At 70.6% G+C, this 15,509-nt stretch carries 15 protein-coding genes; 1 reads left to right on the top strand and 14 read right to left on the bottom strand.

Features of this window, described 5'->3' with window-relative positions:
* Positions 1-212: 212 nt before the first annotated feature.
* The 11 genes from BM419_RS18740 to BM419_RS18690 form a co-directional block, all read right to left on the bottom strand.
* Positions 213-1,784: a SpoVR family protein gene (locus tag BM419_RS18740; RefSeq protein WP_091927321.1), complete on the bottom strand. Its 1,572-nt coding sequence runs from the start codon at positions 1,782-1,784 to the stop codon at positions 213-215.
* 34 nt (positions 1,785-1,818) lie between these two features.
* The gene (locus BM419_RS18735; RefSeq protein ID WP_020093871.1) at positions 1,819-3,120 is read right to left on the bottom strand and encodes a YeaH/YhbH family protein; all 1,302 of its coding nucleotides are present in this window, start codon (positions 3,118-3,120) and stop codon (positions 1,819-1,821) included.
* A gap of 193 nt (positions 3,121-3,313) precedes the next feature.
* Positions 3,314-5,266, bottom strand: coding sequence for a PrkA family serine protein kinase (locus BM419_RS18730; RefSeq protein WP_020093872.1), 1,953 nt, complete (start codon positions 5,264-5,266; stop codon positions 3,314-3,316).
* Positions 5,267-5,484: 218 nt separating this feature from the next.
* A complete protein-coding gene (locus tag BM419_RS18725) occupies positions 5,485-5,928 on the bottom strand; it encodes an Ig-like domain-containing protein (protein ID WP_091927320.1) in 444 nt (147 codons plus the stop codon).
* A 120-nt stretch (positions 5,929-6,048) separates the two neighbouring features.
* Positions 6,049-6,468 carry a hypothetical protein gene (locus BM419_RS18720; protein ID WP_026605037.1) on the bottom strand — a complete coding sequence of 140 codons (420 nt, stop codon included), beginning with the start codon at positions 6,466-6,468 and terminating at the stop codon, positions 6,049-6,051.
* Positions 6,469-6,557: 89 nt separating this feature from the next.
* On the bottom strand, positions 6,558-7,061 hold the full coding sequence (locus BM419_RS18715) for a MerR family transcriptional regulator (RefSeq protein ID WP_091927319.1): 504 nt from the start codon (positions 7,059-7,061) through the stop codon (positions 6,558-6,560).
* 114 nt (positions 7,062-7,175) lie between these two features.
* Positions 7,176-7,496, bottom strand: a complete 321-nt coding sequence (locus BM419_RS18710; RefSeq protein ID WP_020093876.1) for an integration host factor subunit alpha — start codon at positions 7,494-7,496, stop codon at positions 7,176-7,178.
* 167 nt (positions 7,497-7,663) lie between these two features.
* On the bottom strand, positions 7,664-8,671 hold the full coding sequence (locus BM419_RS18705) for a beta-ketoacyl-ACP synthase III (RefSeq protein WP_056531284.1): 1,008 nt from the start codon (positions 8,669-8,671) through the stop codon (positions 7,664-7,666).
* Between the two features lie 99 nt (positions 8,672-8,770).
* The gene (gene plsX / locus BM419_RS18700; protein WP_091927318.1) at positions 8,771-9,805 is read right to left on the bottom strand and encodes a phosphate acyltransferase PlsX; all 1,035 of its coding nucleotides are present in this window, start codon (positions 9,803-9,805) and stop codon (positions 8,771-8,773) included.
* A gap of 144 nt (positions 9,806-9,949) precedes the next feature.
* Complete coding sequence (locus BM419_RS18695; protein ID WP_020093879.1) at positions 9,950-10,480, bottom strand: YceD family protein; 531 nt, start codon at positions 10,478-10,480, stop codon at positions 9,950-9,952.
* Positions 10,477-11,046: a ubiquinol-cytochrome C chaperone family protein gene (locus tag BM419_RS18690; protein WP_020093880.1), complete on the bottom strand. Its 570-nt coding sequence runs from the start codon at positions 11,044-11,046 to the stop codon at positions 10,477-10,479. The genes BM419_RS18695 and BM419_RS18690 overlap by 4 nt, the downstream gene beginning before the upstream one ends.
* Before the next feature lie 155 nt (positions 11,047-11,201).
* Here BM419_RS18690 and bamE point away from each other — a divergent pair, with 155 nt between their 5' ends.
* A complete protein-coding gene (gene bamE, locus BM419_RS18685; RefSeq protein WP_020093881.1) occupies positions 11,202-11,699 on the top strand; it encodes an outer membrane protein assembly factor BamE in 498 nt (165 codons plus the stop codon).
* Here bamE and BM419_RS18680 read toward each other — a convergent pair.
* The 3 genes from BM419_RS18680 to BM419_RS18670 form a co-directional block, all read right to left on the bottom strand.
* On the bottom strand, positions 11,636-12,346 hold the full coding sequence (locus BM419_RS18680; RefSeq protein ID WP_244534968.1) for an HAD hydrolase-like protein: 711 nt from the start codon (positions 12,344-12,346) through the stop codon (positions 11,636-11,638). The genes bamE and BM419_RS18680 overlap by 64 nt on opposite strands.
* A 22-nt stretch (positions 12,347-12,368) precedes the next feature.
* Complete coding sequence (locus BM419_RS18675; protein WP_091681868.1) at positions 12,369-14,282, bottom strand: PAS domain S-box protein; 1,914 nt, start codon at positions 14,280-14,282, stop codon at positions 12,369-12,371.
* A 103-nt stretch (positions 14,283-14,385) separates the two neighbouring features.
* Complete coding sequence (locus BM419_RS18670) at positions 14,386-15,477, bottom strand: alkene reductase (RefSeq protein WP_091927316.1); 1,092 nt, start codon at positions 15,475-15,477, stop codon at positions 14,386-14,388.
* Between the last annotated feature and the right edge of the window lie 32 nt (positions 15,478-15,509).

Below are 15,509 nucleotides of genomic sequence, written 5' to 3'. Positions count from 1 at the left end.
GGCGGTACCGCCAAGGCAATCACGAGGTCCTCCGAGGCGCCTCCCTCATCGAGAGATACCGCTCGCGCCGCCGGTGTCGTCTCCGCGAGCGACGCGAAGCGAAGCGATCCAGTCGGCGCTACACACACGGAAGTCGCGCAACCCTGGGTCACTTCGCTGCGCTCGTGATGACGGAGGGCTGCCTCCATCGGAATGCTCGACCGGACGCCCCGTCAGAAGAAGATCGGCCGCGCGCTGGCGGTGATCTCGCCCAGCACCGTGCCGGTGGCGGGCTCGATCTCCTTGAGCACCACGTCGTAGCCCCAGAGGTCGGCGAGGTGCTGCAGCACGCGCTTGGCGTCGTCCTTCTGCAGGGTGATCTTGTTGATCGCCTTGTGGTGCAGGATCAGGCGCCGGTCGCCCTCTAGGTCCACGTCCACCACCTCGATGTCGGGATCGAGCCACGCCACGTCGTACTGACGCGCGAAGGAGCGGCGCAGCTTGCGGTAGCCGCGCTCGTCGTGGATCGCCTCCACCCGCAGTTCCGGCTCCTCCGGATCGTCGACCACGTGGAACAGGCGCAGGTCGCGCATCAGCTTGGGCGACAGGAACTGCTGGATGAAGCTCTCGTCCCGGTAATTCTCCCAGCAATCGCGCAGCACCGCCATGGCGTCGCCGACCCCGGCGATGTCGGGGAACCATGCCCGGTCCTCCTCGGTCGGCTGCTCGGCGATGCGGGCGATGTCCTGCATCATGGCGAAGCCGATCGCGTAGGGATTGTGGCCGCCGTAGGAGCGGTCGTCGTAGTTCGGCTGCCGGATGACGTTGGTGTGCGACTGCAGGAACTCGAGATAGGCCGCCTCGGTGATCTGCCCGGATTCCGACAGGGCGTTCATGATCCGGTAGTGGCAGTAGGTCGCGCAGCCCTCGTTCATCACCTTGGTCTGGCGCTGCGGGTAGAAGTACTGGGCGACCAGGCGGACGATGCGCAGGATCTCGCGCTGCCAGGGGCGCAGGCGGGGCGCGGCCTTCTCCAGGAAATACAGGATGTTCTCCTGCGGCAGTTCGAGCAGCGCCTTGCGCCGCTCGGCGGCCGCGTCCGGACGCGCCGTGCCGATTTTCTGCGGCAGGGTGCGCCAGAGATCGTTGTAGATCTGCTCGCCGTGCTCGATCCGCTCGCGCTCGCGCCGCTGCTCGGAGGCGAGGTCCGGCCGCTTCTTGCGCGGGTAGCGGTGGACGCCCTGGCTCATCAGCGCGTGGGCGGCGTCGAGCACCTGCTCCACCGCCTGGTGGCCGTAGCGCTCCTCGCAGCGGGCGATGAAGCCCTTGGCGAAGTCGAGGTAGTCGAGGATGCCCTCGGCGTCGGTCCACTGCCGAAACAGGTAGTTGTTCTTGAAGAAGTGGTTGTGGCCGAAGGCGGCGTGCGCGATGACGAGCGTCTGCATCGTCGCCGTGTTCTCCTCCATGACGTAGGAGATGCACGGGTCCGAGTTGATGACGATCTCGTAGGCGAGCCCCATCAGGCCGCGCCGGTAGCCGGCCTCGTGCTGGGCGAAGTGCTTGCCGAACGACCAGTGCTTGTAGAACAGCGGCATGCCGATCGACGCGTAGGCGTCGAGCATCTGCTCGGCCGTGATGATCTCGATCTGGTTCGGGTACCACGACAGTCCGAGTTGCGGCCCGGCCACCGCCTCGCAGGCGTCGTGGATCCGCCGGATCGTGTCGAAATCCCAGTCGTTGCCGGTGAACAGCGGCTTCTGGTTGCCCGCGATGATCTGGGGCGTGCGTGCCTTGACGAGCGTCATGCGGCCTCCCGATCGGTCGATGCGTGCGACGGCATCACGCCTCCGCCTCGGCGCGGCCTTCCTTGCGTCCGAACAGCTCGCGGAAGACCGGGTAGATCTCCCGGCGGTGGTTGACCTTGCGCATGGCGATCGGGCCGCCGGCCTTGGCGATGGCCTCGTAGGTTCGCCACAGGGTGGTGCGGTGCTCGACGAAGCCGGCGCGGGGACCGTTCTCGTCGCCCACCTCCAGATAGGCGAAGTGCTGGCAGGCGGGCAGGATGTGCGACCGCAGCAGCTCCGTGGAGGTCGGCCCGTCGGAGGAGACGTTGTCGCCGTCCGAGGCCTGGGCCGCGTAGATGTTCCAGTCGTTCGGGTCGTAGCGCTCGGCGATGACGCGCTTCATCTCCACGAGCGCCGACGAGACCAGGGTGCCGCCGGTCTCGCGGGAGCCGAAGAAGGTCTCCTCGTCCACCTCGGTCGCCCGGTCGGTGTGGCGGATGAACACGATCTCGACGTGCCGGTAGCGGCGCGTCAGGAAGATGTGCAGCAGGATGTAGAATCGCTTGGCGAGGTCCTTCATGTGCTCGGTCATCGAGCCGGACACGTCCATCAGGCAGAACATCACCGCCTGCGCGATCGGCCGCGGATAGGGCTCGAACCGGCGGAAGCGCAGGTCGATCGGGTCGACGTAGGGGATGCGCTTCGCGCGCTCGCGCAGCCGGAACAGGGCCTGCTCCAGGTCCGGCCGCTCCGGGTGCCCCTCGGCGAGGGCGTCGAGCCGGGCCTCCAGGGCCGCGACCTCGTCGGGCTTCGGGCGCTTGAGGGCGATGCGCCGCGACATCGAGTTCCGCAGGGTGCGGGTGAGCGCGAGGTTCGCCGGCGAGCCGGTGACCGTGTAGCCCGCCCGGCGCAACCCTTCCGTCTCGACGATGGCGAGGCGACGCTTGGCGAGGTCCGGCAATTCCAGATCCTCGAGGAAGAGTTCCAGGAACTCCTCGCGGGTGAGCACGAAGCGGAACGCGTCCTCGCTGTTCTCGCCGCCCTCCCCGCCCTCGCCGGAGCCGCGACCGCCGCCGCTGCCCGGCGGGCGCTCGATCGTGTCGCCCTCCACGTAGGTCTTGTTGCCGGGCAGGATGTGATCCTGCAGGCCGGTGCCGGGCTGGCGCGAGAAGCGGGGCTCCCGGACGCCGTCCGCCGGCACGGTGACGCGGCCGTCCTTGCCGAGATCCTTGATGTCCTTCTCGCGGGCGGATTCCCGCACCGCGCGCTGGGCCACGTCCTTCACGCGCCGCAGGAAGCGCTGGCGGTTCGGGAGGCTCTTGCCGCCCGGGTTCAAACGTCGGTCGACGATGTGCATCCGCTGCGAAAACCCTCGTCCGCGTGCTCCGGCCGGGTCCGGACCCTTGTCGTACCATGCTGTCACCGGAGGGAAGGATCCCTCTTTGGCAGCAGGGCCGCGATCTTCGCCGGCCGGTCGTCCGAAACTGTGGCGGCGGAGGGTCGGAACGGGGCCCGGCCGACCGAGCGGGCCGGTCGAGCCCCGTCGCCCCTCAGCCGGCCTGCTTCACCCGCATGTACCACTCCACCAGGCGGCGGACCTGCCGCTCGGTGTAGCCGCGCGCCACCATGCGCTCGACGAACTCGCCGTGCTTCTTCTCGGTCTCGCCGTCCTTCTTCGAGCCGAAGGAGATCACCGGCAGCAGTTCCTCCACCTGGGAGAACATCCGCCGCTCGATCACCTCGCGCAGCTTCTCGTAGGAGGTCCAGCTCGGGTTGCGGCCGCCGTGCTGCGCCCGGGAGCGCAGGGCGAACTTCACCACCTCGTTGCGGAAGTCCTTGGGGTTGGCGATCCCGGCGGGCTTCTCGATCTTGGTCAGCTCCTGGTTCAGGAGCTCCCGGTTCATGAGCTGGCCGGTCTCGGCGTCCTTGAAGTCCTGGTCCTCGATCCAGGCGTCGGCGTAGTCGATGTACCGGTCGAACAGGTTCTGCCCGTAATCGTGGTACGATTCGAGGTAGGCCTTCTGGATCTCGTGGCCGATGAACTCCGCGTAGCGCGGGGCCAGTTCGGTCTTGATGAATTCCAGGTACTTCTTCTCGGTCTCGGGCGGGAGCTGCTCGCGGCGCAGCGACTGCTCCAGCACATACATCAGGTGCACCGGGTCGGCCGAGACCTCGGTGGTGTCGTGGTTGAAGGTCGCGGCCAGCACCTTGAAGGCGAAACGGGTCGAGATCCCGTCCATGCCCTCGTCGACGCCGGCCGTGTCCTTGTACTCCTGCATCGAGCGGGCGCGGGGATCGACCTCGCGCAGGGACTCGCCGTCGTAGACCCGCATCTTGGAGAAGACGTTGGAATTGGCGTGCTCGCGGAGCCGCGACAGCACCGAGAACCGCGCCAGCATCTCCAGCGTGCCGGGGGCGCAGGCCGCGTCCGACAGCTCCGAGCCGGAGATCAGCTTCTCGTAGATCCGCTGCTCCTCGGTGACGCGCAGGCAGTACGGGACCTTGATCACGTAGATCCGGTCGATGAAGGCCTCGTTGTTCTTGTTGGTCTTGAAGGTCTGCCACTCGGCCTCGTTCGAGTGCGCCAGGATCACGCCGGTGAACGGGATCGCGCCGATATTCTCGGTGCCGACGTAGTTGCCCTCCTGCGTCGCGGTGAGCAGCGGGTGCAGCATCTTGATCGGCGCCTTGAACATCTCGACGAACTCGAGGATGCCCTGGTTCGCCCGGTTCAGGCCGCCCGAGTACGAGTAGGCGTCGGGATCGGCCTGCGACAGCGTCTCCAGCCGCCGGATGTCGACCTTGCCGACGAGCGAGGAGATGTCTTGGTTGTTCTCGTCGCCCGGCTCGGTCTTGGCGATGGCGATCTGGCGCAGGCGCGACGGCCGGACCTTGATCACCTTGAAGCGCGAGATGTCGCCGTTGAACTCGTCGAGGCGCTTCAGCGCCCAGGGGCTCATCAGGCCGGTCAGCCGCCGGCGCGGGATGCCGTAGCGGCGCTGGATCTCCTCGCCCATGGTCTCGGGGTCGAATAGGCCCAGCGGGCTCTCGAAGACCGGCGACACTTCGTCCCCAGCCTTAAGTACGTAGACGGGGTGAACCTCCATCAGGAGCTTCAGCCGCTCGGCCAGCGACGACTTACCGCCGCCCACCGGCCCGAGCAGGTAGAGGATCTGCTTGCGCTCTTCCAAGCCCTGCGCGGCGTGGCGGAAGAACGAGACGATCCGCTCGATCGTCTCCTCCATGCCGTAGAATTCGCGGAAGGCCGGGTAGGTCCGGATCGTCCGGTTCATGAAGATCCGGCCGAGGCGCGAATCCCTGGCGGTGTCCACGAATTCCGGCTCGCCGATCGCCGCGAGGATGCGCTCGGCGGCCGAGGCGTACATCAGGGGCTCGTCGCGACAGGCCTCGAGATACTCGGAGAGCGTCATCTCCGTGTCGCGGCGGGCCTCGTACCCTCGGGCGAAGCTCTGGAAAAGGTCGTTCGTCGCATGCATCGGCATTCGATAACCCTCTCAGACCGTGACAGCTTCATCCTGTCTTGGCTCGGATGCAACCGACAGGCCCGCTTTTGTCGCAGTGCGGCGAGCATGGCGCCCGGCATGTCGATTGCATGCAACACTCAGGAGCGCTGAAGGCGTCACGGACGAGACTCCGTGACGCCCCCGGACGGCTGCCCGGGCCGAAGGACTGGGCAGATACCGTTTCGGCCGGAGCCTGCTCACAAATCCGTGCCCTCTTTCTTGCCGTCCTCTCCTGATTTGGTCCCCGCGCCTCCGACCGTGATCTTGACGGTCTGCGTCTGGACTTGGCCGTCGGAGCTCTTGACCTCGAACGTCACTTCGTCGGTGCCGGTGAATCCGTTGTTGGGCTGGTAGAACAGCGCCTGGACGGCCGCTTCCTTGTTGGGGCAGCGGTAGCTCGCCGGCGTCTTCAGCTTGCCGACCTTGGTGATCACCGACCCGTTCTTCGGCGGGCCCGAGACCTTGAACTCCGGCATCGGCCCAGGAGAACAATCCTTCTTGAGGTTGGGCGCGATCTCGATGCGGACCGTCTTGCCGGGCGCCACCGTCTTGGTTCGGCTGGACGGCGTCTGGGCCAGGGCGGGCCCGGCCAGTGCCATGCTCCCTGCGAGCAGCGCGGCGAGCGGACGTAGGGCAATCATGGCAGCGTCTCTCCAGTGCCGACCCGGGACCTCTCCCCGGACACGCGTCCGGATGTCCCGTTCATCGGTGGAGACCATGTGGGGACGCCGCGCACGGGCGTCGAGGGCTCGGGCGGCGGGTTAATTCTGGAGGGCCGCCGCGACGATCCCGGTGATGCGGGCGATCTGCGCCGCGTCGAACTCGCCGGCCAGGGCGGCGGCGAGCCGCCCCTCGACCCGCGCCCGCTCCCCGGCATCGGCCACCGGCACGGGGGGAATCTCGTCCTCGGCCAGCCGGCAGACCCGGCGAATCGTCTCGGCGGCCGCCAGGAGTTTCTCCCGGTCGGTGGGACCCATCTCCCAGAGCGGGTTGCGCAGGCGGCTGATCACCCGCTTGGCGTCGCGATAGTCCCGGTCGACCCCGGTGGCCGCCTCGATCTGGCTGACGAGGAACATCAGCTCCAGGACTTCGGACGCCGCCTCCGGGCAGGAGCGGACGATCCGCATGATGCGGGCCATCAGTTCCTGGCTGGGCGTCAACTTGGGTTTGGGCGCGGCCATGCGGGCGACAACGCGACGTGTTGCCGGAAAGTTCGCCCGCCGCGCGCGGTGCCGGGGTCGTCGAGCCCGGCAGGGCCGCTCAGGCCCGCTCAGGCCTCCATGTCGGGCAGGTCGCGCAGCCCGTCGAGCAGGGCGCGGCAGGCGCGCAACTCGTCCAGGGCCTCGGCCAGGGCCGCCCGGTCCGACACGCCGAACGTTGCGCCCCCGGTCCCGCTCCGGGCTCCCGCCTCGGTCTCGACCTCCTGAAGCAGCGGCTCGGCCGCCACGGCCTCGCCGCGGCCGACGGCCTGCACGAAGCGGACGCCGTTCTCCTTGAGGACCCGCTGCGCCCCCGCGATGGTGTAGCGCTGCACGTGCAGGAGGTGGCGGATGCCGGCGACGAGCTCGATGTCCTGGGGCCGGTAGTAGCGGCGCCCCCCCGCCCGCTTCACGGGGCGGATCTGGCCGAAGCGGGTTTCCCAGAACCGCAGGACGTGCTGGGGCACGTCGAGTTCCTCGGCCACCTCGCTGATCGTCCGGAACGCGTGGGCACTCTTCTCGCCGATCCCGGTCGGCGGTTCGTCGGTCGAGGCGGCGGCGAGGGCTGGCGGCATGGGCGTCTTACGGAGCGGGGCGAAGCGGCCCGATCTTGCCGGCTCGCGGAGCCGCACTCAAGCCTGAAGAGCCCGCCCGAAGCGCTCGCCGACGCGGCCGCATTCGCGGCGCGCTCACTCGTCGTCGTGGTCGCCCGCGCCGTTCAGGCCGTTGATCTTGGCCTTGAGCACGTTGGAGGGCTTGAACACCATCACCTGCCGCGGCTCGATCGCGACCTCGACCCCGGTCTTGGGATTGCGGCCGACGCGCTTGCCCTTGCTGCGGACCACGAAGGAGCCGAACGAGGACAGCTTCACCGTCTCGCCGCTCGCGAGGCAGCTGCAGATCTCGGACAGCACGGTCTCGACGAGGGCGGCCGACTCGGTCCGCGACAGGCCCACCTGGTGGTAGACGGCCTCGCTCAAGTCGGCGCGCGTCACCGTCTTGCCTGCCATGCCGTGTCCCCTCGCCCGCGTCGCTCGCCCCATGACGCATGGCGCAGCACCCTTGGCCGCGCCGAACGCTGAAGGCGTATCCCTATGATCCGGCACGCTAATCGGCGCTCCGCCCCCGGTCAACCGCGCCGGGACAGCGAATCGTTTCGGGCGCGCCGCCCGAAACGCTACCAGCGGATCAGCGCGGCGCCCCAGCTGAACCCGCCGCCGATCGCCTCGATCATCACGAGGTCGCCCGCCCGGATGCGGCCGTCCCGCCGCGCCACGTCGAGGGCCAGGGGTATCGAGGCCGCCGAGGTGTTGCCGTGGCGGTCCACCGTCAGGACGATCTTGTCCCGGGCGACACCGAGCTTGTCGGCCGAGGCCTCGATGATCCGGCGGTTGGCCTGATGCGGCACGAACCAATCGAGTTCCTCCGCGGTGATGCCCGCCTGCGCGAAGGCCTCGACGATCACGTCGGTGACCTGCCCGACGGCGAATCGGAACACGTCGCGGCCCTCCATGCGCAGGTGGCCGGTGGTGCCGGTGGAGCCGGGGCCGCCGTCGACGTAGAGCTTCTCCCGGTGGCGGCCGTCCGACCGCAGGCTCGCGCTGAGGACGCCGCGGTCCCCGGCCCCCTCCTGCGCCTCCAGCACGACGGCGCCGGCCCCGTCGCCGAACAGCACGCAGGTGGTGCGGTCCTCCCAGTCGACGATCCGCGAGAAGGTCTCGGCGCCGATCACGAGGGCCCGGCGGGCGGCCCCCGTGGTCAGGAACTTGTCGGCGGTCGAGACCGCGAAGACGAAGCCGGCGCACACCGCCTGCAGGTCGAAGGCCGCGCCCTGATGGATGCCCAGTGCCGACTGGATCTGGGTCGCGGTCGCCGGGAAGGTGTGATCCGGCGTCGAGGTGGCGCAGATGACGAGGTCGATGTCGTCCGCGCTCAGCCCGGCATCGTCGAGGGCCGCCCTGGCGGCGCGCGTACCGAGGACCGAGGTGGTCTCGTCGGGTCCCGCGAGGTGGCGCTGGCGGATCCCGGTCCGCTGGACGATCCACTCGTCGGACGTGTCCACCCGCTCGGCGAGGTCGGCGTTCGTCACCACCCGCGCGGGCAGGCTCGAGCCGGTCCCGACCACCACCGAGCGCAGAGGGGGGACGCGCCGGTGCTGCTCGGGGTCAGTGCGGAGGGTTGCCATCATTGTCCTTCCCGGACGATCCAGCTTCACAATCGCCGGTTGTGAAGCCGCGGGCGTCCGATTTCCATCCCGTCCGTCGACGGAGGCCCGGTGCCGGCGTCAGGCCGGCGCCAGCGCCGCCGTCTGGTCGAGCATCTCGCGGATCGTGCGGATCATGTCGTGGCGCGCCATGTCGTGCGCCAGATCGATCGCCGCGGCGAAGCCCTGCGCGTTCTCCGAGCCGTGGCTCTTGATGACGATGCCCTCGAGGCCGAGGAACACCCCGCCGTTGGCCCGGCTCGGGTTCATCTTGTCCTTGAGGGCCTTGAAGGCCTGCCGCGCGAACAGGGCGCCGATCTTGGCCGCCAGCGTCCGGGTCATGGCGGCGCGGAGATAGGTGCCGATCTGCTTGGCGGTGCCCTCGGCGGTCTTGAGGGCGATGTTGCCGGTGAACCCCTCGGTCACCACCACGTCGACCGTGCCGCGCCCGAGATCCGTGCCCTCGACGAAGCCGTGATAGGTCAGGCCGGGGCTCTCCATCTCGCGCAGGATCCGGGCAGCCTCTTTGACCGCCTCGTTGCCCTTCATCTCCTCGGTGCCGACGTTGAGCAGGCCGACGGTGGGGCGCTCGAGGTCGAACACGATGCGCGCCATGGCCGAGCCCATCACGGCCATCTCGACGAGGTGCTCGGCATCCGTGCCGATCGTGGCGCCGACGTCGAGCACGACGCTCTCGCCGCGCACGGTCGGCCACAGGCAGGCGATGGCCGGGCGCTCGATGCCCGACATGGTCTTCAGGCAGATCTTCGACATCGCCATCAGCGCGCCGGTGTTGCCGGCCGACACGCAGGCATCGGCCTGCCCGTCGCGGACCGCCTGGATCGCCTGCCACATCGACGACTTGCCCCGGCCCTGGCGCACCGCCTGGCTCGGCTTGTCGTCCATGGCCACGGCCACGCTGGTGTGGCGGATCTCGACGCAGTCCTTGAGCCGGGGCTCCTTGGCGACCAGCGGCGCGATCACCGCCTCGTCGCCGAACATCAGGAAGGTGGTGCCGGGATGGCGCTCCCGGGCCAGCGCCGCGCCGGGCACGACCGTGGTGGGCCCGTGGTCGCCACCCATGGCGTCGAGCGAGATGCACACGCGTTGGGACATGTCGGTAGCGGGTCGCGGGTCTCGGCGGGAAAGGGGTCGGACGGCGGCGGGACGGGGCCCGCCGGGCGCGGCGGACCATAGCGATACCGGCCCGGCGGGCAAATGAAATCGGGCGGCCGGCGGTTCCGGCCGGACGCGGCGGCCTCAGCCGTCGCGGTCGCGGAGCTTGCGCAGGCCGTCGAGGGGTCCGGCCTCGTCGCCCGCCACGACCGGCTCGAAGGCGATGCCGGGCTTGCGCGGGTACGGGTCGAGGCCCAGCGCCAGGAACTCGGCGGTGAGCGCGCCGAAATCGATGCGGCCGCCGACCAGGGGGTCGGGGATGTCGGCGTCCTCGGCATCGGTGCCGGCGAGCCGGTCGGTGTCGGTGAACACCACCTCGACCGGCTCCCGGACCGGCGCCTCGAAGGGTTCGAGGCTGACGGTGCAGACCTGGGTCACCAGGGCCTCCACGGTGCCGGTCACGGTGAGGCGGCTGGTCGCCCCCTCGATGGCGAAGCGCCCGACGAGGTCGCGGATCCCCGGGATGCCGAAATCGGCGGCCAGCGCCGCGCACTCGGCCGGGCTCGCCTCCACGGTGACGGCGCCGCGCCCCTGGGGCAGGCGCTCGACATTGACCCAGCGCGCGAGCGGGAAAGCGTCCTGGCCGGCATCGCGGCTGCTGGCATCGCGGCTCATGCGCGTCCTCCGTGGTCAGGGCCGGCCGGTACCGGCGCGAAGCCGTCGGGCTCCGGGAAGGGCGGCCCGGCCGCGAGCAGCCCGTCGAGATCGGCCCCGGCGAGGGCGGCGTCGGCCGCCCGCACGTAGGCGGCGAGACCGCGCCCGTCCCCCTCGCCGCCAAGCACGTTGCGGACGAGGGCGGCCGCCAGGGCCGCGGCGTCGCCGGCCTCCAGGGCCGCGTCGTAGCCCTCGGCCCGGCCGTAGAAGGCGGCGCCGAGCTTCTTCATCCGCTTGGACACGCCCATGTCGCCGACGCCGAGTTCGCGCAGGGAGGCGTCGAGCTGGGTGAAGACCGAGTTCACCAGATCCTGCGCCACCTCGGCGGCCGGCGGCGGCAGCCGGTTCAGCCGGCGCAGGACTAGGATCGCGTGCAGGCACAGGGATTCGAACCGGCCCTCCACGGTGTCGGGCACGCCGAGATCCGTGTAGAGGCCCGGCCGGCGCGCGGCCTCACTCAGGGCGACGTGCAGCCCCTCGACGGCGCGGCGGCGCGCGCCCGCGCGGCGGAACAGCCCGGCGATCATCGGTGTCGAACCCCGGCCCTCTGTGGCCAAGCTTGCCTTGTCAAAGCCATAACCCCGCGGTACGGCAACCCACGCCCAGGGCGCAAGCGCCGTCGGAGCCCCGTGCCGGCGGCGACGGTCGCGCCCCGTCCGTCAACACGCTCTCTGGGGGCCCGATGCGGCGCCGTTTCGTCCAGTCCTTCGCGCGCCTCGCCCTGCTCGGCCTCGCGGCAACCGGTCTGTCGGGCTGCATCGGCGAGGAGCTGCGCCACGGCTACCAGGTCGATCAGGCGGCGCTCGCCACGATCAAGCCCGGCATGGGCCCCGAGCAGGTGCTGCAGATCCTGGGCACGCCCTCGACCGTGTCCACGGTCGGCAACAAGTCCTGGTACTACATCTCGCAGAATACCCGCCGGACGATCATGTTCCTGGGCGAGCAGGTCGAGGACCAGAAGGTCACGGCCGTGTACTTCACCCCCGCCTTCAAGGTCGAGCGCGTGGCGCTCTACGGCCTGCAGGACGGCCGGATCTTCGACTTCATCGAGCGCACCACGCCGACGAGCGGCGCCGACCGCGCCTTCCTCAGCCAGCTGTTCCGCGGCCTGACCCGCTACGAGCCGTTCGGCAGCGGCAGCGGCACCAGCGTCGTGCCGGGCGCGAATCGCGGCATGTGACCGGCCTCGCCCGCCACGAGGCGGGCGATCGCCCCGGGCTCCGGGAACAGGTGCTCGGGGCCGTGGGACACGAGGGCCCGTGGGTCGGTGTAGCCCCAGGCCACGGCGCCGAACGGGCAGCCCAGCGCCCGCGCCGCCTCGATGTCCCGGATCTCGTCGCCGACGCAGAGGGCCCGGTGCGGCGGAACCCCGGTCCGCGCGAGCAACGCCCGCAGCCGGCGCGCCTTCCCGAAGATCGACGCCCCGCAGGCGTAGCTGCCGATGCGGGCGGCATTGTCCGGTCCGAGCACCCGCCGCACCGTGTCGGCGCGATTCGACGACAGGATCGCCAGCGGCACGCCCGCCGCCGCGATCGCGGCCAGCATCGCCGGGACGCCGGGAAACAGGGCGATCTGCGCGGCGTCGCGGGCGGCCAGCGCGTGCATGTGGCGGGCGATAAGCGGCAGCTTCCAGCGCGGGATGCCGAGATGGGCGACGATCGCCCGGGCGCCCTGGAGCCGGAGCTCCTCCACCTCGTGGGCCTCGACCCGGCGGAAGCGGTAGCGGTCGGCGACGCCGTTCAGCACCGAGCAGAACCACCCGAAACTGTCGGCCAGCGTGCCGTCGAAGTCGAGGACGACGAGACCCGGCCCGGGCGCGGCCGGCATCCGGGCCGGCATCCGAGCCACGTCAGGTCCGCAGGTTCTCGAGCGGGACGCTGAGCCGCATCAGGAGACCGCCCGGCGCCCAGTCGTGCTCCAGCGCCCCGTCGAGCTGGCCGGCGACGCTGCGCTCGGCCAGCACCGTGCCGAATCCCTTCCGGGACGGCGCGCCGGCGATCTGCGGGCCGCCCTCCTCGCGCCAGGTCAGCGTGTAGCGGCCCGCCTCGCGGGTCCCGCTCAGCGAGACGCCGCCCTCCCGCGTCGACAGGCCGCCGTACTTGACCGCGTTCGTCGCCTGCTCGTGCATGATCAGCGCGAGGGCCGTGGCGGTGCGCTCGCCGATCTCGGCATCGTCCCCCGAGATCACCACGCGGGCGCGTCCGTTCTCCTCGTAGGCGGCCATGATCAGGCGCATCAGCCCGAGCACCGTCTGGCCAGCGACCGGCGGGGCGCTGTCGGGGGAGTGCGGGCGGACGTATTCGTGGGCCCGGGCCAGGGCGCCGAGCCGCTCGCGGAACGCGGCCACAAAGGGCTTGGCCGCGGGGTCGGTCCGCGCGGTCAGGGCGGCGAGGCCGCCCACCACCGCGAAGATGTTCTTGATCCGGTGCGACAGCTCGCGGATCAGCAGGTCGCGGGCCTCCTCGGCGCGCTTGGCCTCGCGCAGGTCGCGGGTGACGGTGGCGTAGCCGAGCTCGGTCCCGGTCGGGTCGCGCACCGGGAAGATGTTGTAGAGCACGGCCAGGGGCTCGCCGGTGACGAAGTGTCGGAAGGCGAGTTCGCCCTCCCAGAACCCGTCCCGGCGCACCGCCGGCATCACGGTCTCGGCCAGGATCCGGCGGCTGTCGTCGGTGAAGAAGTCGGGTACCTTCTTGGCGCGGGCGGCGGCGAGATCGGGCAGGCCGACCAGGGCCATGGCCGCCTCGTTGAGATGGGTGATCGCGCCCTCGAGGGTGCTGAGCCCGATGAAGTCCTTGGACGTCTCGACGATCGCCGCGAGCTTGCGGGCCTCGGCCTCGGCGCGCTTCAAATCGTCGATGTCGGTGCAGGTCCCGAACCACCGCTCGATCCGCCCCTCGGCGTCCCGGATCGGCATGGCCCGCCCCAGGGTCCAGCGGTAGTCGCCGCTGTGGTGGCGCAGGCGATACTCGATCTCGTAGGGCTCGCCGGTCGCGAGGCAGTGGCGCCACCGCGCCCAGGCCCTGTCCTGGTCCTCGGCATGGAACACACCGTTCCAGCCCTCGCCGTCGGTGGAGCCGTAGGGGACGCCGGTGAACTCGTACCAGCGGTCGTTGTAGTAGTCGTGGAACCCGTCCGGCCGCGTGGTCCAGACCATCTGGGGCATCGCCGAGGTCATCACGCGGAAGCGGCGCTCGCTCGCGGCGATCTCCGCCTCGCGGGCGGCGACCTGCGCCAGCGTCCTGCGGTGCTCCAGCAGGCTGGAGATCTGGCGCGCCAGCGCCAGCAGGGTCGCGGTCTGCTCCGAATCGAGCCCCTCCGGCCGCGGGACGCGGTCCAGCACGCACAGCGCGCCGAGCGGGATGCCGTGGCTGCCGCGGATCACCGCACCCGCGTAGAACCGGAAGGCCGGCGCCCCGGTGACCAGGGGATTCTCGGTGGTCCGGGGGTCCGCGGTCAGGTCCGGGATGACGAGAAGGTCGCCGGCCTCGATCGTGTGGGCGCAGACCGAGCAATTGATCGGCAGCTCGCGCTTGCCGAGGCCCACCTCCGACTTGAACCACTGCCGCTCGGCATCGACGAGGCTGACGAGCGCGACCGGCGCCCGGCAGACGTAAGCGGCGACCCGCACGAGGTCGTCGTAGAGCGGCTCGGGCTCGGAATCGAGGATCGCGAGGTCGCGCAGTTCGGCGATCCGGTCGGCGGCGCGCCAGCGCCCGTCGGTCGGTCCGGCTTCCGCGAGCGCGTGAGGTGCAGGCACATCCATGGTCCTGCCCTCACATAGGCGCGCGACGGCCCGCTGCCAAGGAACCGCCGCGGTTTCCTGCCGCAGCCCTCCGGGCCGCGGCAGGGCGCGCGACCGCGGCGCGTCAGGCGGCGCGGGACTCGGTCAGGGTCGGGTAGTCGACGTAGCCCTCGGGGCCCTGGCTGTACCACGTCGCGGCGTCGTCCTTGGCGAGCGGCGCCTTCCTGGCGATCCGCTCGGCGAGGTCCGGGTTGGCGATGAAGGTCCGGCCGAACGCGATGGCGTCGGCCTCGCCGGCATCCAGCGCCTTCTGGCCGCTGACCCCGTCGTAGTCGGCGTTCAGGATCATCGGGTTGCGGAACACGCGCCGCATCGCCGGGGCGATCGGCGGGTGGTCGGCCTTGCCGAAGGTGCCGTTCGGCCCCGGCTCGCGCATCTCCAGGAAGGCGATCCCGGCATCGGCGAGCGCCTGGGCGGCGGCGACGAACAGCGGCTCCGGGTTCGAGTCGTTGCAGCCCTGGATCGCGCCGTTCGGCGAGAGGCGCACGCCGGTGCGCTCCGGCCCGGCGACCTTCGCCACCGCCTCGGTCACCTCGCGCAGGAGCCGCACGCGGTTCTCGACGGACCCGCCATACTGGTCGGTGCGGTGGTTGGTGCCGTCGCGGAGGAACTCGTCGATCAGGTAGCCGTTCGCGGCGTGGATCTGCACCCCGTCGAACCCGGCAGCCAGGGCGTTGGCGGTGGCCCGCTCGTAATCGGCGAGCAGGCGCGGGATCTCGGACACCTCCAGGGCGCGGGCCTCGCTGTAGGGCTTCTTGCCGGAATAGGTGTGGGCCTGGTCGGGGGCCGTGGTGGGCGAGGACGAGACCGGCTTGGCGCCGCCGAGGAAGTCCGAATGGACCATCCGGCCCATGTGCCAGATCTGACAGACGATCTTGCCGCCCCGGTCGTGAACGGCCTTCACGATCGGCCGCCACGCGTCGACCTGGGCGTCGGACCAGATGCCGGGCGCGTAGGGCCAGCCGAGCCCCTCCTGGCTGATGCCGGTGGCCTCGGTGAGGATCAGGCCGGCGCCGGCGCGCTGCGCGTAGTACTCGGCCATGATCGGGGTGGGGACGTGCTCGCGGGTGCCGCGGCCGCGGGTCAGCGGCGCCATGAAGATCCGGTTCTTCGCCTCGATGGCGCCGATGCGGATCGGGTCGAGCAGGGACGGCATGGGTTACCTCGTGCTGGTGCGGCGGGGGCCGC

Origin of the sequence: Methylobacterium sp. yr668 (assembly GCF_900116245.1) — a bacterium.
In the GTDB taxonomy this organism is placed as follows: Bacteria; Pseudomonadota; Alphaproteobacteria; order Rhizobiales; family Beijerinckiaceae; genus Methylobacterium.
Note: the sequence above shows the minus strand (reverse complement) of the source record. Positions and strands in the feature narration are given on the sequence as shown.